The sequence below is a fragment of the Dehalococcoidia bacterium genome (assembly GCA_035310145.1).
Lineage (GTDB): Bacteria > Chloroflexota > Dehalococcoidia > CAUJGQ01 > CAUJGQ01 > CALFMN01.
Genome location: DATGEL010000128.1, coordinates 1 through 24,364, shown reverse-complemented (window position 1 = coordinate 24,364; position 24,364 = coordinate 1). Strand labels below are relative to the sequence as shown.

General features: G+C 70.2%; 20 protein-coding genes. 5 read left to right on the top strand and 15 right to left on the bottom strand.

Translation table 11 applies throughout. The features are described 5' to 3' along the window. Positions 1 to 177: 177 nt before the first annotated feature. Complete coding sequence (locus VKV26_23395; protein HLZ72860.1) at positions 178 to 1,665, bottom strand: NosD domain-containing protein; 1,488 nt, start codon at positions 1,663 to 1,665, stop codon at positions 178 to 180. 208 nt (positions 1,666 to 1,873) lie between these two features. Between VKV26_23395 and VKV26_23390 the strand changes: the two genes are divergently transcribed. Next, positions 1,874 to 2,869 carry a ribonuclease HIII gene (locus VKV26_23390; protein HLZ72859.1) on the top strand — a complete coding sequence of 332 codons (996 nt, stop codon included), beginning with the start codon at positions 1,874 to 1,876 and terminating at the stop codon, positions 2,867 to 2,869. A 12-nt stretch (positions 2,870 to 2,881) separates the two neighbouring features. On the opposite strand, the gene VKV26_23385 is transcribed toward VKV26_23390, so the two are convergent. From VKV26_23385 to VKV26_23365, 5 genes are all read right to left on the bottom strand, one after another. Further along, complete coding sequence (locus VKV26_23385; GenBank protein ID HLZ72858.1) at positions 2,882 to 3,820, bottom strand: aldo/keto reductase; 939 nt, start codon at positions 3,818 to 3,820, stop codon at positions 2,882 to 2,884. A 136-nt stretch (positions 3,821 to 3,956) separates the two neighbouring features. Next, complete coding sequence (locus VKV26_23380) at positions 3,957 to 4,505, bottom strand: YceI family protein (protein HLZ72857.1); 549 nt, start codon at positions 4,503 to 4,505, stop codon at positions 3,957 to 3,959. A gap of 419 nt (positions 4,506 to 4,924) precedes the next feature. Then, positions 4,925 to 6,610: an amidase gene (locus VKV26_23375; GenBank protein ID HLZ72856.1), complete on the bottom strand. Its 1,686-nt coding sequence runs from the start codon at positions 6,608 to 6,610 to the stop codon at positions 4,925 to 4,927. A gap of 162 nt (positions 6,611 to 6,772) precedes the next feature. After that, positions 6,773 to 7,498: a class I SAM-dependent methyltransferase gene (locus VKV26_23370; protein HLZ72855.1), complete on the bottom strand. Its 726-nt coding sequence runs from the start codon at positions 7,496 to 7,498 to the stop codon at positions 6,773 to 6,775. Between the two features lie 105 nt (positions 7,499 to 7,603). Then, a complete protein-coding gene (locus VKV26_23365; protein HLZ72854.1) occupies positions 7,604 to 8,977 on the bottom strand; it encodes an Ig-like domain-containing protein in 1,374 nt (457 codons plus the stop codon). Between the two features lie 361 nt (positions 8,978 to 9,338). Here VKV26_23365 and VKV26_23360 point away from each other — a divergent pair, with 361 nt between their 5' ends. Further along, on the top strand, positions 9,339 to 10,646 hold the full coding sequence (locus VKV26_23360; GenBank protein ID HLZ72853.1) for an MFS transporter: 1,308 nt from the start codon (positions 9,339 to 9,341) through the stop codon (positions 10,644 to 10,646). Between the two features lie 57 nt (positions 10,647 to 10,703). On the opposite strand, the gene VKV26_23355 is transcribed toward VKV26_23360, so the two are convergent. Continuing rightward, positions 10,704 to 11,690 (bottom strand): nitronate monooxygenase family protein, encoded by a 987-nt coding sequence (locus tag VKV26_23355; GenBank protein ID HLZ72852.1) that lies wholly within the window; start codon positions 11,688 to 11,690, stop codon positions 10,704 to 10,706. A 108-nt stretch (positions 11,691 to 11,798) separates the two neighbouring features. Here VKV26_23355 and VKV26_23350 point away from each other — a divergent pair, with 108 nt between their 5' ends. After that, positions 11,799 to 12,257 carry a TQO small subunit DoxD gene (locus VKV26_23350; protein HLZ72851.1) on the top strand — a complete coding sequence of 153 codons (459 nt, stop codon included), beginning with the start codon at positions 11,799 to 11,801 and terminating at the stop codon, positions 12,255 to 12,257. Positions 12,258 to 12,395: 138 nt separating this feature from the next. Then, positions 12,396 to 13,106 (top strand): metal-dependent transcriptional regulator, encoded by a 711-nt coding sequence (locus tag VKV26_23345; protein ID HLZ72850.1) that lies wholly within the window; start codon positions 12,396 to 12,398, stop codon positions 13,104 to 13,106. Positions 13,107 to 13,288: 182 nt separating this feature from the next. Here VKV26_23345 and VKV26_23340 read toward each other — a convergent pair whose 3' ends face one another. From VKV26_23340 to VKV26_23305, 8 genes are all read right to left on the bottom strand, one after another. Beyond that, on the bottom strand, positions 13,289 to 14,431 hold the full coding sequence (locus tag VKV26_23340) for an alkylhydroperoxidase domain protein (protein HLZ72849.1): 1,143 nt from the start codon (positions 14,429 to 14,431) through the stop codon (positions 13,289 to 13,291). A 44-nt stretch (positions 14,432 to 14,475) separates the two neighbouring features. Beyond that, the gene (locus tag VKV26_23335; protein HLZ72848.1) at positions 14,476 to 15,615 is read right to left on the bottom strand and encodes an LLM class flavin-dependent oxidoreductase; all 1,140 of its coding nucleotides are present in this window, start codon (positions 15,613 to 15,615) and stop codon (positions 14,476 to 14,478) included. Positions 15,616 to 15,761: 146 nt separating this feature from the next. Further along, positions 15,762 to 16,319: a methyltransferase domain-containing protein gene (locus VKV26_23330; GenBank protein ID HLZ72847.1), complete on the bottom strand. Its 558-nt coding sequence runs from the start codon at positions 16,317 to 16,319 to the stop codon at positions 15,762 to 15,764. A gap of 345 nt (positions 16,320 to 16,664) precedes the next feature. Continuing rightward, complete coding sequence (locus VKV26_23325) at positions 16,665 to 17,144, bottom strand: hypothetical protein (GenBank protein ID HLZ72846.1); 480 nt, start codon at positions 17,142 to 17,144, stop codon at positions 16,665 to 16,667. 57 nt (positions 17,145 to 17,201) lie between these two features. Further along, complete coding sequence (locus VKV26_23320) at positions 17,202 to 18,239, bottom strand: DUF4331 family protein (GenBank protein ID HLZ72845.1); 1,038 nt, start codon at positions 18,237 to 18,239, stop codon at positions 17,202 to 17,204. 344 nt (positions 18,240 to 18,583) lie between these two features. Then, positions 18,584 to 19,795, bottom strand: a complete 1,212-nt coding sequence (locus VKV26_23315) for a sugar ABC transporter permease (GenBank protein HLZ72844.1) — start codon at positions 19,793 to 19,795, stop codon at positions 18,584 to 18,586. A gap of 5 nt (positions 19,796 to 19,800) precedes the next feature. After that, positions 19,801 to 20,631 (bottom strand): ATP-binding cassette domain-containing protein, encoded by an 831-nt coding sequence (locus VKV26_23310; GenBank protein HLZ72843.1) that lies wholly within the window; start codon positions 20,629 to 20,631, stop codon positions 19,801 to 19,803. A 59-nt stretch (positions 20,632 to 20,690) separates the two neighbouring features. Beyond that, entirely contained in the window at positions 20,691 to 21,722 is a 1,032-nt protein-coding gene (locus tag VKV26_23305; GenBank protein ID HLZ72842.1) for a sugar ABC transporter substrate-binding protein, read from the bottom strand. Between the two features lie 601 nt (positions 21,723 to 22,323). On the opposite strand from VKV26_23305, the gene VKV26_23300 reads away from it, so the two are divergent. Further along, on the top strand, positions 22,324 to 24,126 hold the full coding sequence (locus tag VKV26_23300) for an NAD(P)/FAD-dependent oxidoreductase (protein ID HLZ72841.1): 1,803 nt from the start codon (positions 22,324 to 22,326) through the stop codon (positions 24,124 to 24,126). Positions 24,127 to 24,364 lie beyond the last annotated feature (238 nt).

The window sequence follows — 24,364 nt, the reverse complement described above, 5'->3', positions numbered from 1 at the left end:
CGGAGGCGCAGTTGATGGGAGATGGCTGCTCCACAGCCATTGGAGCATGCTCCTGCACGAGATTGCTAACCCGATCCCACCCCGGAACTTCCTCCCCAGGATCGCCCCTCTCCCTCTCCCAGGATTGGGAGAGGGAGAGGGGTTGGGGGGTGAGGGTGAGGGCCGCCCAGCCTCGCCTCAGCCGTTGCCGCCGCAGGGCTGCGCCGCCGACGGATTGGTCAGAAACGGCGTCGCGCTCACGTTGGCGCTGATGCGATCGCCCGCGCCAGCCGGCGCCGGGCCCCCGGGCGAACCCCACCAGTTCAGGCGGGCATCCACGGCCGCGCCGGTCGTGTTGTTCAGACCGAAGCTGGTGTTGTTCTGGAAGACGCTGGTGTGCACCGTGGCCGTGCCGTTGTTGCGCACCAGCAGGCCGGTGGTGTTGCGCTGCAGGCAGCTTTCCAGCAGGGTCAGCGCCCCGCCCTCTACGTCGATGCCCGTGCCGCTGGCGGAGATACGGTTGCCGTCGAGCAGCGCCGTGAGCGGGTGGCCGCTGCCCGCGGTCAGTTGCAGGTGAACGCCGGTGCCGACACGCGCGATCGTGTTGCCGGCAAGGAAGGCGGAAAGCGGCAGATCGCCGAAGCCGAGCGTGTCCGTGGTCAGCAGGGCGCCGACCGTGTTGGCGGCGCCGCTGCCGTTCACCGTGTTGTCGTAGAAGGCGGGCGTCACCGGCTGCTGCGTGCCGTAGGCGGCGAGGCCGATGTCGCAGTTGCCCACCGTGTTGTTCTCGAAGACCGGCGCGACGTAGGAGACGAAGCTCCAGACGCCGTAGCCGCCGGGCGTGCAGTCTTTGACCGTGTTGTCCTGGATCAGGTCGGCGACACTGGGTCCCCCGCCGCCGGCGTTGTCGGTGTGCACGCCGCTGCCGGAGCGCGTGATCGTGTTGTTCAGGAACTGGATGCCGAACGACCAATTGGAGTTGAGCGCGTCGGAGCTGTCGGAGACGGTGTTGCCGCGCATCGTGCCCGAGCTGAAGCGGGCCAGCACGCCGACCGCGAAGTTCGGGTTGCCCTGCACGTTGCGGATCGTGTCGTTCTCGACGAGGAAGTTGAGCACCTGGAACTGGATGCCGCGCAGGAAGACGTTCCGCACCGTCGTATTGCGCACGATGAGGTTGTGATAGGTCACCGTCGGGTCGGCCTCGATGCCGTCGCGGGCGTCGACGTTGGCGCCGCCGACGTTCACGCCGTCGCTCAGCGCCGGATTGTCGCCGTCCACGGTCAGGCCGTCGATCGTCACGTTGTCGGCCTGCACGAAGATCACGATGCTCGCGCCGGCGCAGATCGAGGAGGGATCGTTCGGATTGCCGCAGGTCGGATTGGACACGGCGGGCACGACCACCGGGCTGCCGTTGCCCTGCAGCGTTACGGCCTTGTTGACGACCACGTTCTCTGCGTACGTGCCCGGCTGGATCGTGATCACGGCGCCGGGGCTGGCAGCGGCGATCGCGGCGTTGATGCTGGCCGAGCAGCCGCCGCTGCCGCCGGGATTGACACAGAGCGGCGAGGCCGCCGGCGATGCGCCGGCGGGCACGGCGGCCGAGAAGGCGGCTCCGGCCAAGAACGCGAGGGCCGTAACGCCCTGCAGGAGCCGCGCAGGGAGCTTCAGGCCAGCGTGCAGAGGCATGTGGGGCAACTCCTCTCAGAAATCGTTGCAGTGCAACAAAATTCCGGTATGCTGGCGTATCGTAACGCGATGGCAGGACCACCGCACGGTCACGCGGCTCGCAGATTTATGTCGGTTCACGCCGTAATCTGGCAGCGCGACCGCGCGACGCGGCGCCGGACGTCCCGCTATGCTGGAGGCATGACGGCAGCACCCTTCGCCTACGCCCATGCCCCAGCCGCCTGAGCGCGCCGCCGAGCTGGCGGACACCGTTGCGCGGCTCACGGCCGCCCTGCTCGCCGCCGGCTACGAAGCCGGAGCCACCCGCCCGATCGATTACGGCCGGCAGTTCGGCGTTGGCGACGGCACGGCGCGCCTGCTGGTCAACATCTACGGCGGCAAGAAGGGCGTGCGCATCGTCGTCGTCGGCGCGGGCACACCGCTGCATACCGCGGTCGGCGCCATCGCACAGCAGATTCTCGGTGGCGGCAGCGGATCAGCGCTGGAGAAGGCCGGCGGCGCGGCCACGCGGGAAAACTTCGGGCCGGGGCCGTGGATCGGCTCGGACGAATCCGGCAAGGGCGACTATTTCGGCCCGCTGGCGGCGGCGGCCGTGTTCGTCGCGCCGGAGCAGGAGGCGACGCTGAGGACCGCGGGCGTGCGCGACAGCAAGCTGCTGGACGACGCGGCCGCCCATCGCGTCGCCGCCGAAATCCGCCGCCTCTGCGCTGGTTCCTTCGCCGAGGACCTGCTGCCGCCGGCACAGTACAATGCCTGCTACGCCAGGCTGAAGGCGGACGGTCAGAACCTGAACCATCTGCTGGCCGAGCGGCACGTGCTCGTGCTCGACGCAATCCTGGCGCGGGGCGGCGTGGCCGGCCCATCGGGCCTGAGCGTGATCGCCGATCAGTTCGCCGACGAGCGGCTGGTGCGGGAACGGCTGTGCGCGGCGCTGAAGGGACGCGGCGCGCCCTTGCCGCGGCTGCTGCAAACGCCGCGCGCCGAGGCGAACGTGGCCGTGGCCGCCGCCTCGATCCTGGCGCGCGACCGCTTCCTCACCTGGCTCGATGACGCCTCCGCGCGGCTCGGCGTGCGCCTGCCCAAGGGCGGCGCCAACCCGGCGATCGTGGACGCGGGCCGGCGCATCGTGCAGCAGGGCGGACGCGCGGCCCTGGGCGACGTCGCCAAGCTGCACTTCGCGACGACGGCCCGCGTTCTGGCCTGAGCCGGCGCCGGCCTACGAGCGCCTGGTCGCGGCGTCGATCGCCGCCAGCTCGTCCGGCGAGAGCTTCCAGCCGATCGACGCGGCGTTCTGCTTCACCTGCTCGGGGTTCATGGCGCCGGCGATCACGCTGCCCACCTGCGGCTGCTGCGCCAGCCACGACATCGCCAGCTCCAGCAGCGAACGGCCCGCGCCGTCGGCGATCTGCTCCAGCTTCACGAGCGTGTCGTAGTTGCCCTCGGTGAGGATGCGCTGGCCCATCGGCCCCTCCAGGCGCGTGCCCTTCGCCGGTCCCTGGCCGGGCCGGTGCTTGCCCGTGAGGAAACCGCTGGCCAGCGGGAAGAAGGGCAGGATGCCGAGGCCGTACTTGCCGCAAACGCCCACCAGCTCGTGCTCGATGCGGCGGTCGAGCAGGTTGTACTGGTTCTGCGCGGAGATGAACGGCGTCAGGTGCTCGGTCTTTGCCACCCAGGCCGCCTCCGTCGCCTGCGCCGCCGTGAAGTTGGAGTTGCCGAGGTAGCGCACGTCGCCGGCGCGCACCAGGTCATCCAGCGCACGCAGCGTCTCCTCGATCGGCGTCTCCGGGTCTGGAGAGTGCATCTGGTAGAGGTCGATATAGTCCGTGCCGAGGCGGCGCAGCGAGTCGTGCACGGCGTCGACGATGTAGCGCCGCGAGCCGCCCTTCCAGAGCGGCCCTTCGCCCATGGGGCTGGCGAACTTGCTGGCGATCACGGCGTCGCGCCGCCGGCCCTTAAGCGCCTTGCCCAGCAGCTCCTCGGAGCCGCCGCGGTTGCCGTAGACGTCGGCCGTGTCGAACAGGGTGATGCCGAGGTCGAGCGCGGCGTTGACCACGGCGGCGGTGCCGGCCTCGTCCAGCCGGCCGCCGAAGTTGTTGCAGCCGATGCCGACGGCGGAAACAAGCAGACCGGAGCGGCCCAGATGTCGGTACTCCATCGCGGGCGATTCCTCCGAAACGTGCTGCGGCGGCCGCCGCTCCCGCGAGCATCCGGCCGCCGCTATTCATACCACGTCTGCCCGCTGTGCGCCCCGCCGTCGTGTTGCCGGCGCCGCGCACGGCGGGCGATCCTGCCTATTCCTGCTTGCCGGCGATGATATCCAGCGCGATCTCGACCTTTTCGCCGACGTACTTGGCGCCCGTGTCCATCGCCGCGTTCCAGCTCAGGCCCCAGTCGTCGCGGTTGATCGTGGTCTTCGCGCGGAAGCCGGCGCGGATCTGGCCGCTGAAGGGGTGCTTCCCCTGGCCCAGGTACTCGGTGTCCAGCGTCACGGGGCGGGTGACGCCGTGCATGCTCAAATCGCCGCCGATCTTCCAGCGCTTGTCGCTGACTTTCTCGACCTTCGTGCTCTTGAAGGTGATCTGCGGAAACTTCTCGGCGTCGAAGAACATATCGCCCATCATGTGGCCGTAGAGCCGTTCGTTCTTCACGTCGATGCTCTTCACGTCGATCGTGGCGTTCACGGAGGACTTGGGCGGATCGGCCTCGTTGAGCGAGATCGAGCCGGCGACGCCGGAGAAGCGGCCCTTGAACAGCGCGATCGCCATGTACTCGACCGAGAACAAGGCGGCGGAGTGTACGTCGTCGATCGCCCAGGTGCTGACGGCGGTCTGTGTGGTCATCAAGATCTCCTGCAAGCTGTGATCTGAAGCGGGGCGCCCGCGGCGGTCGTTGCGCTGGCAACGGCCGGCCGCTCACGCGCAGTGTACGCGAAAGCCCCGGCATAAAGGTAAGCGCCTTACTGCAAGTTCGTGGCAAACCGGCGACGGCGTGTCGGCCCTCACCCTCACCTCATCTGTGTGGCCCCTCTCCCTCTCCCAATCCTGGGAGAGGGAGAGGGGCGATCCTGGGGGAGCAAGTTCCGGGAGGGCGTCGGGCTAGCCGAGTGTTGCTGGTCGCGCCTTCGGCGCAAAGGGCGCACGCCGTGCGCCCCAACGGCTGATCCAACAGCCACGCCTTCAGCCGCAACCATCTGGCATACAGATCTCCCCTCTCCCAGGATTGGGAGAGGGGTATGTAGTATGAGGTGAGGGCCGAGCTGCTATCCGCCGAGCGCCGTGAAGGCAACGGCCGGCTCGACGCGGCGGATGGCGTGCGGATCGAGCCGGCGCAGGGTCTTGAGCACCCCTTCGATCGCCAGCGCGGCCTCCGGAATGCACTCTTCATCCAGCGACACGCCGGCGAGCGCGGCGCGCCGGCGCACGGTCTCCTCATCGACCGGCGCCGCGACGACGGCGGCGCGGTCCGGCTGCGCCTCGGCCGCGGCGTCGGCCTGGTCGTCCGCATGCGCTTCCGCTGCGGGCGCTTCGAGCGAGGCGGCGAGCGCGGCATCGAGGTCGGGATGGCGCTTGTGCCAGTCCGTGGCCTGCTGGAAGGCATGGGCCACGCGCAGCACCGTCGCCTCCGCGAACGGCCGGCCGGAGATCATCAGGCTGAGCGGCAGGCCGCGCCCGGAGAAGCCGCTGGGGATGGCGATCGCGGGCTGACCGGTCATGTTGAAGGCGCCGTTGTAGTTCGGTCCGCGCCGGGTCGAGGGCGAGATCGACTCGGCGTAGGTCGCGGCGTCGGCCTGCGTGGACGAGGTGAGCAGCACGTCGTAGGAGCGCATCGCCTCGGCGAAGGCGGCGCGCATAATGCTCCGCGCGCGCTGCGCCTGCACGTACTCGTTCGCCGTGAACAGGGCGCCGCTCAGCAGGCGGTTGCGCAGCGGCGTCGGGTACTTTTCGGGCGTTTCCGCCAGGTCGCGCGCGTGGTAGGCATAGGCCTCTGGGAACATCACGCCGAGCAGGGCGCCGGCCAGCTCGGCGTGCGGCAGGGAGATCTCCTCCACCGTGGCGCCGAGGCCGCGCAGCACATCGGCCGCGGCGTAGATACCGGCCTTCGCCTCGTCGCTCAGCTTGTCGTGGAAGTAGTTGGTGGGGATCGCGGCGCGCAGCCCCTTGACGCCCGCGTCCAGCGAGGCGGTGTAGTCTTCCACGGGCTGGGCGGCGGCGGCGGGGTCACGCGGGTCGTGGCCGGCGAGCGCGTTGAGCAGGATGGCGCAGTCTTCGGCCGAGCGCGCCATCGGCCCGGCGTGGTCCAGCGACCAGGCGAGCGTGACGATGCCGTAGCGGCTGACGCGGCCGTACGTGGGCTTGAGGCCGGAGATGCCGCAGAAGGCAGCCGGGCCACGGATACTGCCGCCGGTGTCGGTGCCGATCGCGCCCAGCGTCAGGCCGGCGGCCAGCGCCGCGCCGCTGCCGCTGCTGGAGCCGCCGGGAATGTGCGCCGGGTTCCAGGGGTTGCGGGCGGGCAGCAGCATGTGGCCGGGCGGCTGCAGGCCGAGCGCGAACTCGTGCGTGCTGAGCTTGCCGAGCATCACCGTGCCGGCGCCCTGCCAGCGCTCGACCACCGCGGCATCGATATCTGGAATCCAGTCTTCATGCACCGCCGAGCCGCAGGTCGTACGGATGCCCCTCGTCATCACAATGTCTTTGTAGGCGATCGGAATGCCCAGCAGCGGCGAGGCCGCCTCCGGCCCGCCCCGGGCGAAGATCGCCTCCGCGCGGCCAGCCTGCTCCAGCGCGATCTCCGGCGTGAGCGTGACGTAGGGCACGAGCTTCTCCTGAACGCGGCGCGTGCGTTCCAGCAGCGCCTCGGTCAGCTCGACCGGTGACAGCTCCTTGCGCCGGAACAGCTCCCCCGCCTCGCGAATCGAGAGGTACGCCAGCTCGGTTGCCTGCACCATCGTCCCTGCTCCCGTGTCTTCAGCAACTCGTTCCCGCGCGAGTGTACACCGGACAGGCACAGCCTGGAGTTGTGCTCCTCAGACCGGGCGCACGGCCCGCAGCGAGAACATCAGCGGCAAGTGCTGCGGGCCGGGCAGGCGCCACCAGCCCTCGCCGTCGCGCTACATGAAGGTGAAGAAGTTGTGGTAGGTGTACGGGAACTCGTGAAGGAACTGGATCTGCAGGCCGTTCCCGATCAGCGCGTCGATCATCTCGCCCAGCGGGTGGCTCCAGATGTACTCGGTCGTGTGCTCCAGCTTCGCGTTCGGGTCGGCGTAGGAGGCGGGTGCTTCGAAGCGATCAGGCTTTTCGGAGTGGAAGTAGCTGTACAGCAGCCGCGGCTCCGTGTCGCCGGGCCGCTCGTCGTACATGAAAAGGTACGGGTGCGTGTCCTGCACGTAGAGGACGCCGCCGGGCCGCAGGAAGTGCGCGGCGGCCGCGGCCCAGCGGCGGATGTCGGGCAGCCAGCAGAGGGCGCCGCGGCCCGTGTACACGATGTCGAACTGGCCGTCGAGGCTGGCCGGCAACTCGTCGATCGTCGAGTGCACGAAGTGCGCCGGCAGGCCGCACTCGGCCGCGATCGCACGCGCGGCGGCGATCGCCTCGCCGGAGAAGTCGGCGCCGGTGACCGTCGCGTCCTCCCGTGCCCAGGAGAGCGTGTCGAGGCCGAAGTGGCACTGCAGGTGCAGCAGCGTCTTGCCGCGCACGTCGCCCACCTCGGCGCGATCGAGCGCGTTGAGCTTGGACGCGCCCGCCTTGAACGCGGCGAGACCGTACCGCTCCGTACCGGGGTGGATGCGGGCCAGCTCATCCCAGTGCGCGAGGTTCGCGCGGGTGTACTCGTTCATGCGGCACAGGGTACAGATGGGGGCGATGCTCCGCCAGCACGGCGGCACGGCCAACCGCGCAAGGCGAGGAATGCGGAGGCGGGTTCCCTCGTTCCTCGCGCCGCCCTACGGCTGGAAGACGGCCGTGATCGTCAGGTCGGTGGGCGGCATGACGACGGCGCAGGGATTGATCGCCGAGCCCGCGCAGGGACCGCCGCTCCACAGGGCGAAGGTCGAACCGGCGCAAGGCGTGGCGGTCAACGTGATCGTGTCGCCAAAGGCATGCGGTCCCGCGCCGGGTGAAACCGAGCCACAGCCGCTGGCGTCCACGGTCAGCGTGAAGATCGGGACGAAGATCACCACCGGCAGCGGCGACACCCCGCCGCCGCCCGCGCCGCCTGCCTGCGCCGCCTGCGGCACGACGCCGAACGCGGCCGGATTCAGGGGCGGATTCTGTGGCAGGCTCACCCCCACGCCGATGCTCACCAGCGCGGCCGCCGAATCGAGGCCGGTCACCGTGTCGTGCGCCACGTAGCTGAAGCTGTCGATGCCGCTGAAGTTGGCATTCGGCGTGTAGACGAAGGAGCCGTCGGCGTTGAACGTCAGCGCGCCGTTCACCGGGCCGGCGGTCAGCACGGCGTTCAGCGGATCGGCGGCGACGGGCACGTCGTTGGCCAGCACGCCCGGCGCGGCGATCGCCAGCGCGGTGTTCACGGGCGTGGTGTAGGTGTCGGCAACGGCCGTGGGAGCCGCCGATCCCGTGGCCGTCAGCGTGTCGGCGGCGATCACGGTGCCGGTCAGGTTGCCCAGCGCCGGCACGCTCGTGCCATCGAAGATCACCGTGATCGTGCCCGCGGCCTGGTTCACGACGTACGAGCCGAGCGCCTGGCCGCTGCCGCGCAGCGGCAGGAAGGCGCGGGCGCCGCTGTCGAAGAAGAAGAGCGTGCTGACGAAAGGGCTGCCGGACGGGAACTGGAAGGTCGCCGTCAGGCTGCCGGCGAGCGCCGTGCCGGCGACGTGCACGTCGAAGAACAGCGCGCCTGGAGCAAATACGGATACCGACGTCGGGTTGCCGGCGTAGCTGGCGAAGGTGAGCGTGGCGAAGCCCCGGCCGCCGCCATTGACAAGCGTGCCGCTGAGGCCGCCGGCGCCGCCAACGGACGCCAGCGAGAGGGCGCCCGCACCGGCCGGCGGCACCACCGTGGACTGCGCGGCGAGCACGGACGGTCCGCTGATCACGAACGCCAGCGGCGCACTCGGCCCCGAGCCGTCGTTGTTGTCCACGGCCACATCGACGGTGGCGATCGGCGCGGCGATCGCGAGATCGCCGGCGGGGATGGCTGCCGTGAGCTGCGCCGGGGAGACGATCGACGTGCTGCGCGGCGAGCCGTTCCAGAGCACCGTCGCGGTGTCGAGGAAGCCGCTGCCGTTGACGATGAGCGTAAACCCCTGCCCGCCCGCCGGCGCGGTGGCAGGCGAAAGGCTGGCAAGCGACGGCAAGAGCGCATCCCCGCGCGCGACGTACCGCGGCGGGCCGCCGAGGCTTCCGAGCCAGAGCGCGAGAGCGAGCAAGGCCGCGAACGCGCCCGGTCGCACGACGGCTGCACGATGGTGGAGGACGTTTGCATGCCTGTACATGATGGCGCCGGCTCGATTCAGAAGGGCCGCGGAGCGGCAGCGGCGGAAGATCTGCAGAACATAAAGGAAATGCCGGACGCGCCCATTCTGTTCCGGTCCCGGAGTTAGAGCAATCGTTGCAATCGCGCCGACCCGAACGTCCGCTGCCATTCCCTGTTCCCTGTTCCCTCACCCCCGTATGCTGCGCTGAAGGGCGCGTGGCCGGCAGCCGCGGGAGAACGGTGTGAGCGAGAGCGCGGGCAGGCGGCGGCTGGCGATCGCCGCGGTGCTCGCCGCCGGGCTGCTGGGCGAGTTAGCCTATGCGCTGCTGCTCTTCCCGCTCCTGCAGCGCTACCTGGTCTTCGACCGCGGGCTGGGCGCCGGCTTCCCCGGCTACGTGCTGGCCGCCTACGGTATCTCCCGGCTCATCACGCAACTGCCGCTCGGCGGTGTCGCCGATCGGCTTGGCCGGCGGCATTCGGTTGCGCTCGGCTACGGCGCCGTCACGCTGGGCGGGCTGCTTTGCTGGACGCCCGCCACGCAGCTGATTCTCGTGGGCGCGGTCCTCTTCGGCACGGGCCACGCCCTGGCCGACCCGCTGCTGCCGGCGGCGCTGGCCGAGGGCGTCTCCGTGCAGGGCCGCGGCAGAGTGATCGCCATGCTGAATCTCGGCCAGGTCGCGGGGCTGGTGGCCGGGCTGGCGGGCGGCGCCTTCCTCACGGACCTGGCGCCGGCAACCGCCGGCTTTCTTACCGTTGCGGCCGCCAACGGCGCTTCGCTGGCGCTGCTCACGCTGGGCGCCTGGCCGCTGCTGCGCCCCGTGCGCGCCGGCCGCGGCGAACGGGCGGCGCTGGCCTGGCGGGCGCTCGGCGACGAGCGGGCGATCGATCTCTTCGTCGCGCTGTTCCTGATCGCCCTGGCGATGAACCTTGTGATGCCCAACATCAGCCTCTACAGCGTGCGGCGGTTGCACCGCGAGCTGCACCAGCTCGTGCCCTACCTGGCGCCGGCGGCGGTCGCGGGCGTGGCGGCGCTGCCCTTCGGCGGCTGGCTCACGGACCGTGCCGGGCGGCTGCCGCCGTTGCTGCTCGGCTCCGTGCTCGGCACGATCGGCTTCGCGCAGCTCGCGTTTGCCGGCGATCCGATCGACGCCGCGGTCGGCGCCGCGCTGGGCGCCGCCGGCCTCGCCCTGACCATGCCGGCTTCGAACGTGGCGCTGCTGGAAGTGGGCGGGCCCGAACACCGCGCCCTGCTGCTCAGCGGCATGATGGCGGTGCAGGGGCTAGGCCAGGCGGCCGGCCCGCTGTTCGGCGGCCTGCTGTCGCAGCTCGCCGGGCCGGCGTTGCCCTTCGGCATCGGCGCGCTGGCGCTCTGGCTCGTGACGCCCTTCTCCGTGCTGTTCGCCAGCGCCCCACACGACGGCGCAGCGGGCCAACTCGTGCCCTACACGCCGTTGACCCGCTTCATCAGCCGCCGCCACCTTGCGCGGCACGAGATGAGGGAACAGGGAACAGGGAACAGGGACCAGGGGGATGGAGGACCTAAACCGTAGGGGGTGGCGCCCTCCAGCCGCCATGCTCCGCCGTGCTGGACGCAGCGAGCGGTCGCGCTACGCCGTCACGGTGCCCAGCACGGCGACCGCTCGCTCGCGCAGGGTGCGCTCGGCCTCCTCCGCGATGCGGCGCACGATCGCGCCCGCCGGCTCGACGCGGTGCACCAGGCCCACGGCTTCTCCCGCCCAGACGGCCGCGATCTCCGGGTCGTCCGCCTGCCAGGCCGCAACGAGTTGCTGCTGCGCCGCTTCTCGCTGGCCGCGCAGCTCCTCTTCGTGGCCGTGCCAGCGCTCGCTGAAGCGGTTGCGCACCACGCGCCCGGCCACACCCTGCGGCCAGGCGCGCCCGTCGGCGATGTCGAAGACCGAGGTGTACACCGTATCCGCCGATTCGGCCTCCAGCACGCGCCGCCGGCGGTTGGGCGAGACGCCGCACTCGGCGGCGGCCAAAAAGGCGGTGCCGAGCCAGGCGCCTTCCGCGCCGAGCATGATCGCCGCTGCCAATCCTCGGCCGTCCGCGATACCGCCCGCCGCGATCACGGGGATCGGCGCGACGGCATCCACGATCTGCGGCACCAGCGGCAGCGTAGCGAGCGTGCCGGTGTGGCCGCCGGCCTCGCCGCCCTGTGCCACGATCAGATCGACGCCGGCACGCGCCGCCTGCCGCGCCTGCTCGACGGCGCGCACCTGGCAGATGACCCTGGCGCCGATCGCCCGCGCCTGGGCCATGTACGGCGCCGGGTCGGCAAACGAATGCGCGATCACCGGCACGCCCTCCTCCAGCGCGACCTCGTAGAGGCCGGGGAAGTCGGGCAGCCAGTGACTGATGAAGCCGACGCCGAAGGGCCGGTCGGTGCGTTCGCGCACCAGCCGGATCTGCCCGCGCAACCATTCGCGCCCCTGCGCCATGCCGCCGATCAGGCCCAGCCCGCCGGCCGCCGAGATCGCCGCCGCCAGCTCTCCGTTCGCCGGACCGCCGCCCATCGGCGCGTTCAGGATCGGGATCTCGATGCCGAGCAGGTCGCATAGCCGGGTGCGCAGCATGGCCGTCTCCTTCGGGGAAGGGTAGAGGGTGTGGGGTAAAGGGTCAGCATGTCGTGAACGCGTCTAAACCCTGTACCCAAAACCTTACACCCTCTACCCTATACCCTCGTGAAGGACGCGCTCGACTGGCTGACGCTGCGCGAGTGGCTCGCCATCCTCCGCATCGGCGTGGGGTTGTGGTGGCTGGAGAGCGTGCGCCACAAAGACCTGCCAAATTTCCTGCGCGGCTCGGCCATGAACTGGGTCGAATCGCTGACGGCGAAGCACCCCATCCCTGGCTTCGCCAACGCGATTCGCCGCGTCTCACTCAGCAGCAGGCGGCGGCGCGTGATCACCTCCTGGCTGGTGGTGCTGGGCGAATTCTCCGTCGGCGTCAGTCTCGCGCTGGGGCTGCTCACGCCCGTCGGCGCGATCGTCGGCCTCTTTCTCAATACCAACTACCTGCTGCTCGCCGGCCTCACGGACCAGGGCGAGCAGGGCCAAAATTTGATGATGATCCTCAGTGAAATCGTGATCCTCTTCACCGCGGCGGGCACGACCTGGGGCATCGACGGCCGGCTCTTCTAGCGCGATCCGCGGCGCCTCCGCCTCCGCTGCTATACTTGGTGAAGAACGTCACGTTTTGCGCGCCGCCGCGCGGACGTGGCGCGTCGCACCCGGCCTCCTTCCACTGCTCAGCGGCGTCCGGGTGAGGATTGAAACCCCATGACCACAATGACCAGCGAGAACTACCTGATCGCTATCTGTACCCTCACCGACGAGGGCGAGCAGCCGACGCTTGCCCGGCTGGCGGCCTTCTGCGGCGTCAGCGCACCGACGATGGGCGAGGCGGCGCGGCGGCTCGAGCGCGACGGACTGGTGCGGATCGAGCCCCGCCGCTCGGTGGAGCTGACGGCGCAGGGACGCGAGATCGCCGACACGCTGCTGCGCCGCCACCGCCTGATCGAGCGCTGGCTGACGGACGGCCTCGGCCTCGACTGGGCCACGGCGCACGAAGAAGCGCACCGGCTGGAGCACGCCGTCTCACCGCAGGTGGAAGAACGGATCGCCGCCTCGCTGGGCTTTCCCACCACCTGCCCGCACGGCAATCCCATCCGTCCGCAGACGGACGTGGAGCGGCGGATACCGCTGGTCTCGCTGGACGGCGTCGCGGCCGGCGCCGAGGTGCGCCTGCGCCGCATCTCCGAGCTGGCGGAGGACAACCACGAGCTGATGACCTTTTACGAGACGCAGGGCTTCCGCCCGGGCGTGCGCCTGCGCGTGCGCGAGCGCGGCCTGCTGGGCGGGCCGCTCACCGTCGACCTGGAAGGCCGCCTGGTGGCGATCGGTCCGGAAGTGGCCCGTTACCTCTGGGTCTGGCCGCCCGGCCAGGAGCCGCGCGAAAACGGCGCCGCGCACCGCGTCACCGCGGCGTAGGTGCGCGCTTCGGCCCTCATCCCCTTCCCTTCCCCCATTCCTGGGGGAAGGGCGATCCGGCGTTGCTCGAATCGGAGGGCGTCGGGTTAACCGGTCAGCAATCGGAACGCCCGACGCCGGATCGCCCCTCGCCCAGGATTGGGAGAGGGGTATGTGGTATGAGGTGAGGGCCGAATGCCGCGCTATCCTCCCGCGCCCGCGGGCGGCACGGGTTCGCCGAGTGTGAGCATCAGCCGGTTCGCCCAGGCGAAGAAGGCCGCGGACTGCATCGCGTCGAGCAGGTCGAGTTCGTCCAGCCCGAGGGCACGCAGCCGTTTCAGGTGCGCCTGCGTGGCCGCCGGCGGCGTCAGCGTCAGCGCCGCGGCCAGGTCGGTGACGGCGCGCCAGCGCTCGTCCAGGCTTGCGCCGATGCCCTCGTCCAGCGAGCGCTGCACCTCGTCGGTGCGGTGGCTGAGCTGCGCGGCGTGGCGGCTGTGCACGGAGGCGCAGTAGGTGCAGCCGTTCACACGCGAGGTAACGGTGGCCGAGAGCTCGCGGTCGGCCCGCGGCAGCCCCTCGTGCGTGTAGAAGATGCCCATGTCGGTGGCCGTGCGCTCGCCCAGCACCGGCGGGTCCAGCGCCAGCAGGCGGAAGTAGGGCGAATCGAGGCGCTGGCCCGGCAAGACCGCGCGCTGCTCCGCCGTCGCGTCCGCCGCCGCGAACGGCTCGATCCACGGCGCCCAGCCGAGTTGCGCCTGGGTGAAGCCGCTGGTGTTCGCGTCCCGCGGGCCGCTGTGCTGCGCGGGCGCCGGCCGATCGTCGCCGCGCAGCAACGCCAGTGCGACGAAGACCCGTACCTGGAAGCTGACGAAGGCGATCAGCTGCGAGACGGTGACGATTTCCGGGTCCGAGAGCCCGGCCGCCTGCAGGGTGTGCAGATCGGCCGGCGTGGCGGCGGACGGGCGGATCACGAGCAGGTCGGCGTGCGCGAGGATCGCCCGCAGGCGCGCGGGCAGCCCGGCAGCATCGGGTCCGCGCAACACGCCGGCGATCTGCGCTTCAGAGACGCCGGGCACGGCGCTCAGCCGCGCGCGGTAGTGGTCGATCAGCGCCGGCTCCTGGTGCAGGGCAGCCACACCCAGCGCCGTAGCCAACCGTTCGGCAGGCGAGACGGCAGTGGCGGGGCTCTCTCCGAAGAGCGCTCGGTAGCTGCCCTGCGTATGGCTGGTGGCCTCGGGGCGGCGGGCGCGCAGCCGTGCCAGGGATGAACCCTCTTCGACGCCGAGCAACGCGTTGAGCACGTCGCCGTGTGCCACGCCGCTGCCGATCGTGTTCGATTGTGTCATCTGCTGCTGCCTTCCATGCGCTGCTCATCCGCACAGGCGGCGGTTCAACGGAGGGTGCTCGCGGCCAGGTCGCGGCCCTGCTCCCGCGGCGCGGGCCGCCAGCCGAGCGCCGGCGCGACTTCACTCGCCACCAGCCGCAGCGATCGCACGATCTTCTCCTGCGGCGGATCCACAGGGTGCACCTGCAGGATCAGGTCGGTCGCGGAGGCGAGCAGCCTGTCGGCGCGCAGGCTGGCGATCACGTCCGCGGGGCTGCCGATGTGCACGTCGCTTGCCGCCAGCAACTGTTCGACGCTCGCGTCGACGCCGAGGCCGAAGCGACGGCGGATCTGGCGGGCGTGGCGGCGCATGCCCGTCTCGGCGTCGGCCAGCGCCTCGGCGCGCGTGGGCGCGACGTAGAGCGAACGGGAGAGGCCGACGCGCGGCGCGATTTCTGAGCCGGCGTGGGCGGCCCGGAAGCGCTCCAAATAGGCTTCGACCGGCGGCGCCTGCGCCTCGCCCAACGGCAGGCGCGCGTCCGTGCCGCCAGACGGCGACGCCGGCCGGGCCGCGGTGCGCGCCAGCAGCAGACCGCTGCCGTGCTCGGCCGCCCGCAGCGCGCCCTCCACACCAAACGTCGCTTCCCAGAGATGCGAGCCGAGCCGCGGAGCCGGCGGGAAGAGCGCCGGGCCGCCCGGCAGAAGCTCCTTGCCCGCGAGCGCGTCGCGCACAACGGAGAAGGCGCGATCATACTCCTCCTGCCGGCGTTCGACTTCCCGTCCGAAGAGGGGGAAGACGATCTCGCTGCCGCCGGTGCCGAAGCCCAGCTCCAGCCGCCCTTCGCTGAGGGCATCGAGCACGGCAGCGTCTTCGGCCAGACGCAGCGGTTGCTCCAGCGGCAGGGTGATGATGCCCGTCGCCAGGCGCAGGCGCCGGGTGCGCGCGGCCGCGGCGGCGAGGAAGACCAGGGGTGAGGGCAGCCCGCCGGTGTTGCCCGCGTGGTGCTGCGCCACCCAGCCCGTCTCGAAGCCGCACGCTTCGGCCGCTTCGAACAGCTCAAGCGCCCGTGCGTACAGCGCCGCGGGCGCGATCTCCTCGACCAGGCGCGTGAAGACGCCGAGGCGGAAGGGCGGCCGCGGCGGCGGCTCGCCGCTGCGGCCGTTGCCGCCGTCTGCCGTCACTTCCGCGCTTCTCTCACTCGTCACTCGTCACTCGTCACTCGCCGGCGCGTGGCAACCAGGGCAAGGCGTCCGTGTACGCTCAGCGCGCCGCGGCGCATCGCCACTATAGCCCGTGGAGACGCCTCGCCGCATGTGTGCGGGGGCAGGCAGAGGGGCCGCGCTTCCTCCTCTTACCTTTGCCCTTCGTCCTCACGCCGGAAGCGCAGCAGCCAGGCGGGGCGCCGGGCGCCGGCGCCAAGCCGCTTGGCCCAGGTCGAGTGACTGGCCGTGACTTCGGCCGTTGTGGCCGGATGGCCCTCGATCAGAGAGAGGCGGTACACGACGTAGCGGCAGGCGAGCCGTGCGACCGCATCATCGTCGAGGGTCGCCATGCCAGCCACATGGTCGCGCTCGGTGAGCGAAAGCAGCAGCGTGACGGTGGCGCCGGGCCGGGTGACACGCGTGATGCCGGCGAGGATGCTTGGGTCGGCAGTGAGCAGGCCCCGCAGCAGCGAACTCCAGGGGAAGTGCACGGTCAGCGCCGCCGCGATCCCGTCAAGCTCGGCGGGGAGCGCCTCCGCGGCGGCGGCCACGAACAGGGCGTTGGGCAGGCCGCCGCGCCGCGCGGCACGCCGCGATGCCTCCGCCATCGCGGCGGCGGCGGGGTCGACGCCGATCGCGAGCCGGTCGGGGCAGGCAGCGGCCGTGGCCAGCACATGGCGGCCGTCACCTGTTCCCAGGTCAAGCACGGCCTCGGGAAAGCGGGCGCGGAGGGTTTCGAGTTAGCCGATATCGACCTCGGTGATGCGACGGCCGTTGACAATGCGCATTGCCGGTTCCCTTCCAGTCCGGAGGCGCCTGTGCAGCGCGCCGGAAACCAGGACACGCCACGCGGCCGGAAGGCCGAACCATCCCGGCCGCAAGCCCGCGGCGACACTTCGATCATAGCAGACGGCGGGGAAGCGCGACGGCCATGCGCCAGGCCGCGGCCGCCGTCGCCATCGACGCGGACAGTGATCCGAGGCGGCGCGCGAGACAGACAGGTGACCACCGCCCGCGCGCCGCCGGGCTGATGCCGGCGTCTGCAGCGCCGTTCAGACCAGGCGCAGTACCGTCTCGTGTCCGTTCTGACTACTGCGCAACTCGCCCCTGGCGTGGTCGATGATCAGCTCGACCTCGGCGCTTTCGCCCGGCGCGAGCTGCGAGCGGTCCTCGATCAGGCCGCGCAGGCGCAGCGCATCCCCCCGCGCTTCAGACGCATCAATAGACGTGATGCGGATCAGGCGCGTCATGCCCGGCAGGCTCACGGCGCTTGGATTGTCCGGATGTCCCGCGAGCACACGGCTGGTCAGCAGCCCCGTGCCGCGCTTCAGATCCAGCCGGCCCTCGATGAGCCGCGTGGCGTAGGCCGGCCACGGGCTGGGCGGCAGTCCGGCCCTGGCCTGCAGTTGCAGGCCGCCCGCGGGCTGGTGCGTTGCGCCGACGATGCTCGGCACGGCGGCCGCCACGCCCGCCGCCCCGGCCGCGCCGACGGCGGCCAACGTGAGGAACCTGCGCCGATTCACGGTTTGCATGGGTGGGCGCCTCCTGTGCGTTACACGCTGCAGCTGCAGCTACAGCTACAGCTACAGCTACATATGAGGATTGCCGAGAAAGGGGAACGCGGCCAGGTAGTCCGTGTGCGGGCCGACGAAGTCCGTGCTGATCGCGCCGTTGGTGACGAGGCCGAGCGAGATGTCGATGACGTCGTCCTGCAGCCGCCGGCCGTTCAAGAAGCCCGCCGCGCTGGCGTAGTCGTAGGTGAGGATGTCCGGCAGCAGGATCTTCGCGATCGCCTCCGCCTGCGCCGCCGCGTAGCCGAAGGCGCTCAGCGTCTGCTCGAAGCTCTGCAGGAAGGTGATGCCGGAGCCGATCGTGGTCGTTCGCTGGCGGTCGGGCGGGGTGGCGTTGAACAGGTTCTTGTCGTCGCCGTGGTTGAAGACGGTGTTGATCGCCGGCCGCCCCATCTGGTCGTCCTGGCCCAGGGCGTGGTCCTCGCCCGGCACCGGCAGCAGCGTCCGCGCCCAGACGCCGACCTTCGAGCTGGGACCGAGGCCGCGGCGGTTCGGCACTTCGAGCACGATGCCGAATACGTTCTTGTCCTTGAAGAAGTCGGAGCCGGGATTGTGGAAGGCCAGGCCGTTGAGAAAGGCCTGCAGATCGAAGAAGAAGGGGTCGCTGCGCAGGCCCGCGAAGAAGCGGTAGCCCTCGCCCTCGCCGCGGCCCTCGCTCACGATCGCCTGGGCGCCGAAGGAGACGGGCGCGCGCGCGACGATGACCTGGTGCTCTTCGCCGTCGTGGCCGTGATCGTCGCCGTCATCCGCAGCGTTGTTGCCCGGCCGGCGCACCGTGCGCTCGACCAGCGCAAACTGCGTCCCGCTGCGCGGCTCGGAGAAGGTGATGCGGAAGCTGATGTCGGCGCGGGCGTCGCCGTCGGTATCCACCAGGAGGTCATAGGCGGCGCCGGGATGAAAGGCCGTGGCAAGCGTCGGCGCCAGCGGGTTGACATTGAGGATCAGGATCGACTTGCCGGGATCGCCCGGCTTCTGGAAGGCGAAGATATCGGTGATGTCGGTGCTGGGGTCGCCGTGCGGCGACTTCAGGCCGGGCGCATCCAAATGGTCCGCCATGATCTCTTCCCTCCTGCACTTGGCCGATCGGCCGAACCACGAACAACGCGAACCGGGATCCGGAGCGGAGCAGCGCTGCATTCCAGAACTACGCGCGTCCGAATGGCGCGGATCACCCAATCGCAACTATTTGGCAGGAAGGATCAAGCTGCTGTGGCAATGATCACAGGTGCAGCCGGCGCGCCGGCACGGTGCGCGGTGCGGGCGGGCCGGACGGCGCCAGGCAGACTCGCACCGCGCGCCCGCCAGGCGGACAAGGCGCGTTGAAGCCGCCTGCCGGCGTGAACTGCGAAGCCCCTGAAATCAGGCTTCGGCGCGCTGGACTCGACGCCGCGGGCGAGCTGCTACGCCCGGCCGGCGGCCTCGCGTCCACGCCGGCTGACGGCGTCGATCGTCACGGCCAGCAGCAGCACGCCGCCGGTGATCATGAACTTCACCGAGGAGGCCAGCGCCAGCAGGTCCATGCCGTTGGAGATCGCGCCGATCACCAGGGCGCCGAGCAGCGCCGCCCAGACCGAGCCGCGCCCGCCGAAGAGGCTGGTGCCGCCGATTACCGCGGCGGCGATGGCGTTGAGCAGCACGTCGCCGCCGCCGGAGGACTGGTTGACCGCGAGCAGGCGTGAGGCGGCCAGGATTCCCCCGCAGGCCGCCAGCGCCGAGGCGAGAATGAAGACGCTGAGGCGGATACCGTCCACGCTGATGCCGGCGCGCCGTGCCGCCTCGGCGTTGCCGCCTACGGCGAAGGTGTGCCGGCCGAAGCGCGTGAGCCGCAGGATCAGGTCGAAGACGACGATGAAGCCGAGGAAGAACAGCACCGCCAGCGGCACACCGCGATCGGCGTTGAGGATCGCCACCGCGCCGAGCACGGCGATCACGACGATGGCGATCTGACCGCCGAAGGCGCCCCAGGACGGGGTGCGCAGCCCGGCCGCCATGCGCCGCCGCCGCGAGATGGCCAGGTTGCCGAGATAGGCGGCGACACAGAGCAGCCCGACCAGCCAGCCCGCCCAGTTCGGCAGGAAGCGGTTGGCGAGGTCGGTGATCGTCGCGTCCGTCAGGTTGACCGTGCCCGTGCCGCCCAGCACCTTCAGGCGCAGCCCCTGCCAGGCGAGCAGCCCGGCCAGCGTCACCACGAACGAGGGCACCCGGAAGCGCGTCACCCACAGGCCCTGCACCGCGCCGACGCCAACGCCGGTGAGCACGCCGGCCGCGATCGCCAGCGGCCCCGGCCAGCCGGCGTTGACGTTGAGCACGGCCATCACGGCGGCGCAGAGGCCGCTGACCTCGCCCACGGAGAGGTCGATCTCGCCCAGCAGCAGCACCAGCACGACGCCGACGGCGATCGTACCGGTGGCGGCGATCTGCAAGACCAGGTTCGTCAGGTTGCGGGCGCTGAGGAAGTTGTTGTTGGCGATCTGGAAGATCACGCAGATCACCAGCAGCCCGACGACGACGGGCAGCACGCCGAGCTCGCCCTGTGATACGCGGCGCCGCAGGCCGGTGAAGAAACCGGCGAGGCCCGGCTGCTCCTGCAGCAGCCGCGGATCGTCCACCATCGTGCTCACGACGCGTCTCCCGGCTGTGCGGACGGCTCGATCGCGCCGGCGAGCGCGGCGGCGTCGGCCTCCTCCTCGGCGAACTCGGCGCCGGTGATCGCCGCCACGACCTGCTCGCGGCTTGCGCCCTTCACGTCGTACGTGCCGACGCTGCGGCCCAGGTAGAGCACGTGGATGCGGTCGCAGACCTCGAACACGTCGGCCAGGTTGTGGCTGATCACGAGCACGCCGAGCCCCTGCTGCTTGAGCCGCAGGATCAGGTCGAGCACCTGACGTGTCTGCGCCACGCCGAGCGCGGCTGTGGGCTCGTCCAGCAAGACGACGCGGCTGTTCCACATCACGGCACGCGCCACGGCCACGCTCTGCCGCTGGCCGCCGGAGAGGGAGGCCACGGGGATGCGCACGCTGGGGATGCGCACCGCCAGGTCGCGCAGCACGCCGATCGCGCGCTGCTCCATCGACACCTCGTTCAGCACGGTCAGCGGCCCCCCCTCAAGCGAGACGGCCTCTCTGCCCAGGTAGAGGTTGGCGACGACGTCGAGGTTGTCGCAGAGGGCGAGGTCCTGGTAGACGGTGGAGATGCCCAGAGCCGTGGCGTCCGTGGGGCCGTGGATCGCCACGGGCCGGCCCGCGAAACGGATCTCGCCCGTGTCCGGCTGATAGATGCCGGAGATGATTTTAATTACGGTGGACTTGCCGGCGCCGTTGTCGCCGACCAGTCCCAGGACTTCGCCGGCGGCCACGTCCAGATCGACACGCGACAGCGCCTGCACGGCGCCGAAGCGCTTGCTGATCTCTTGCAGCTGGAGAACCGGGGCGTGGTCGGTCTGCGTCATGCTGCCTCGCGTGCGGGCGGGCCGGGGCAACGGGCTGTTACCCCGGCCCGCGGCTCGGCCTACTGAACTCCGGCCTGCTTGCAGGCGTCGGCGAAGGCCTGGACGCAGATCTGCGCGGCAGACCAGAAGCCGTCCTTCACCACCGTGTCCTTGACGTTGGCCTTGGTCACGGCGATGGGGTTGAGCAGCACCGAGGGCACGTCCTTCTTACCGTTGTTCGTCTTGCCGTTGACGAGGCCGGAGGGGATGGTCTTGTTCTGCGCCAGGTCGTACGCCAGCTCGGCGGCGGCCTCGGCTTCCGGCTTGATCGCCTTGTAGACCGTCATGTACTGGTCGCCGGCGAGGATGCGCTGGATGGCGGCCAATTCCGCGTCCTGGCCGGTGACGGGCGGCAGCGGCTTAACGCCGGCCGACTTCATCGCCGCGATCGCGCCGCCGCCGGTGCCGTCGTTGGCGGCGTAGACGCCGTCGACCTTGTTCTGCAACGCCGTCAGCGCCTGTGTCATCTCGTCTTGCGCCTTGTCTGGGCTCCAGTCGGGCGTGTCGTACTCCTTGGCGATCTGCACCTTGCCGTCGAGCACACTGTGGGCGCCCTTCTTGAAGAGCGAGGCGTTGTTGTCGGTGGGCGCGCCGTTGATCATCACGATCGACGCGTTCTGCTTGCCCTCCAGCGCCTGCAGCAGCGAGGTGCCCTGCAACTGCCCGACCTTCTCATTATCGAAGGAGATGTAGTAGTCGACGTTGTTCGTGCCGGTAACCAGGCGGTCGTAGGAGATGACCGGCACCTTCTGCGCCTTCGCCTTGTCGGCGATCGCCGCCGCAGCCTTGCCGTCCACGGCATCGAGAACCAGGACTTTGGCGCCGTTGGTCAGCGCCGCGTCCGCCTGTGACTGCTGCTTGTTCGCATCCTGGTCGGCGTTGCTGTAGATGACCGAGCAGTCTTTGCACAGCGACTTGAGCTTCGCCTCGAAGTTGGGCCGGTCCTGCGTCTCGTAGCGCGCCGTCTTGGATTCAGGCAGCAGCAGAGCGATCTTCTTGCCCTTGCTGCTGCTGCTGCAGCCGGTGAGCGACAGCGCTCCGAACGCCGTCACCGCCAGCACCAGAATCAAGCCCCTATATCGGTCCACGTTTTCCCTCCCCGCTGCCGCACGCCGCGCACGATCCCGCCGTGTCACGGCCGGGACGGGCGAGCCGCACAGTTTCGTGGTTCGTCGTTCCGCGAGTCTGCGAATGTGCTTCGTCGTTCCTCCCTCGTCCATCGTCTGAGGTCCGTCGTTTGTGGTTCGGCGCTTGTGGTTCTATGGTTCGGCGCTTGTGGTTCAAGGAGTATAGGCAGGTGGCTGAAGGTATTCAACGCTTGTGACAAAAGAATTTCTGGCGAGTTTCACCCGCGATTTGCACGGCTGCAGAGAGGCCGCGGCAGACGGCGTAGGCGTAAACGGTAACGGTCATGTCCCAGGTCGCCGGGCTGACCACGCTCACACTGTGAATGGTGCTGCGAATAGTTCGAAGTCGGGCTACCTTCCCGGCCGGGCGGACCTCGCCGCTGCGCGGAGCGCGTGACGAATGCGGGCAGGGATGCTACGGTCAGGTGAAGCGCGGCCCGGCGCCGTGACGGCCGGCTGCCGCCTTGTGCCGAAGTCATTCTGCTGCGCCGCTGAAGCCGCCGCGCACGGCCGAAAGGACGCCTTCATGGGCACCAGCGAGACCGCCGCTCGTCCCTTCGATCCGGACGCATTGCGGGAGAAATACCGGCAGGAGCGCGACAAGCGGCTGCGCACCGATGGCACAGATCAGTACCAGGAGTTGACCGGCAGGTTTGCTCGACTGATGGAGGATCCCTACGCGCAGCCGGCGGAGCGTGCGCCGCTAGGCGACGAGGTCGAGGTGGCGATCATCGGCGGCGGCTTCGGCGGCCTGCTGATCGGCGCCCGCCTGCGCGAGGCCGGCGTCCACGACCTGCGCATCATCGATGACGGCGGCGACGTCGGCGGCACCTGGTACTGGAACCGCTATCCCGGCGCGGCCTGCGACACGGAGTCCTACATCTATCTGCCGCTGCTCGAGGAAACCGGCTACATCCCCACGGAGAAGTATGCCAGAGCGCCGGAGATCCTCGCGCACGCCCGGCGCATCGCCGAACACTACGACCTCTACCGCAACGCCGCCTTCCAGACCAGGGTTACGGAGCTGCGCTGGGACGACGCGGACGCCGTGTGGACGGTCTGCACCGACCGCGGCGACCGCTTCCGGGCGCGCTTCGTCTGCATGTCGAACGGGCCGCTCAACCGCCCCAAGCTGCCCGGCGTGCCCGGCATCGAGGCGTTCAAGGGCCATACCTTCCACACCAGCCGCTGGGACTACGCCTACACCGGCGGCGACAGCTACGGCAACCTGACCGGCCTGCGCGACAAGCGCGTCGGCATCATCGGCACGGGCGCCACGGCCGTGCAGTGCGTGCCCCATCTCGGCGAGAGCGCCAAACACCTCTACGTATTCCAGCGCACGCCATCCTCGGTGGACGTGCGCGGCAACCGGCCGACCGACCCGGACTGGGCCGCCTCGCTTGAGCCGGGCTGGCAGAAGCGGCGGATGGAGAACTTCTCCACGCTGATCTCGGGCGGCCGCGCCGATGAGGACCTGGTGATGGACGGCTGGACCGAGATCTTCGGCATCCTCTCGCGCCGATCCGGCCGCTACGCCGCAACCGACCCGGCACAGGCGGCGTTGAACGTCGAGCTGGCCGACTTCGAGAAGATGGAGCAGGTCCGCGCCCGTGCCGAGGCGATCGTCGAAGACCCGGAGACGGCCGAGGCGCTGAAGCCGTACTACCGCCAGTTCTGCAAGCGGCCCTGCTTCCACGACGAGTATTTGCCGACTTTCAACCGCGCGAACGTGACGCTCGTGGATACGCAGGGCCGCGGCATCGAGCGCCTGACGGAGCGCGGCATCATCGCCAACGGCGTCGAGTACGAGCTGGACTGCATCATCTTCGCCAGCGGCTTCGAGTGGAGCACGCCGCTGGAACGGCGCAACGGCTACCACGTCTACGGCCGTGGCGGCCAGACCCTGACCGAGAAGTGGCAGGACGGCATCGCGACGCTGTTCGGCATGCAGACGCGCGGCTTTCCCAACTGCTTCATCGTCAGCATGGCGCAGGTCGGGTTCAGCGCCAATTTCCCCCACATGCTCGAAGAACAGAGCCGGCACATCGCCTACGTCGTGCAGCAGTCGCGGGAGCGCGAGGTGCGCGCCCTCGACGTGTCGGAAGAGGCCGAGGCCGGCTGGGTAGAGCAGGTGATCGCCGGCTCGATCGACAGCGTGAAGTTCCTGGAGGCGTGCACGCCCGGCTACTACAACAACGAGGGGCAGCCGAACAGCGTGTTGGTGCGCCAGAACGGCAGCTACGGCCCCGGCATCATCGCCTTCGGCCGGCTGCTCGACGAGTGGCGTCGAGAAGGCAGCCTCGCCGGCCTGGAGATCGACCGCGCCTGACCGATCGAGCTTCGCCCGATCGGCCGAGCGGGTCGTCTGTGCGAAGGTGGCGACGGCGCGATGCGAAATCGCCCGCCGCCTTCAGGTTCATTGGGCCGTAGGCTGCTGGTAGTCGTCGAAGACGGCGCGCCAGGCGCCGCAGTTCTCGCCCAGCGTGGCGTACGCCTTCACCGTGACCATGATCGGCGGCGCTGTCGCGGTCGCGTACCCTGCGCGCTGCGGCGGCGCACGCGACTGA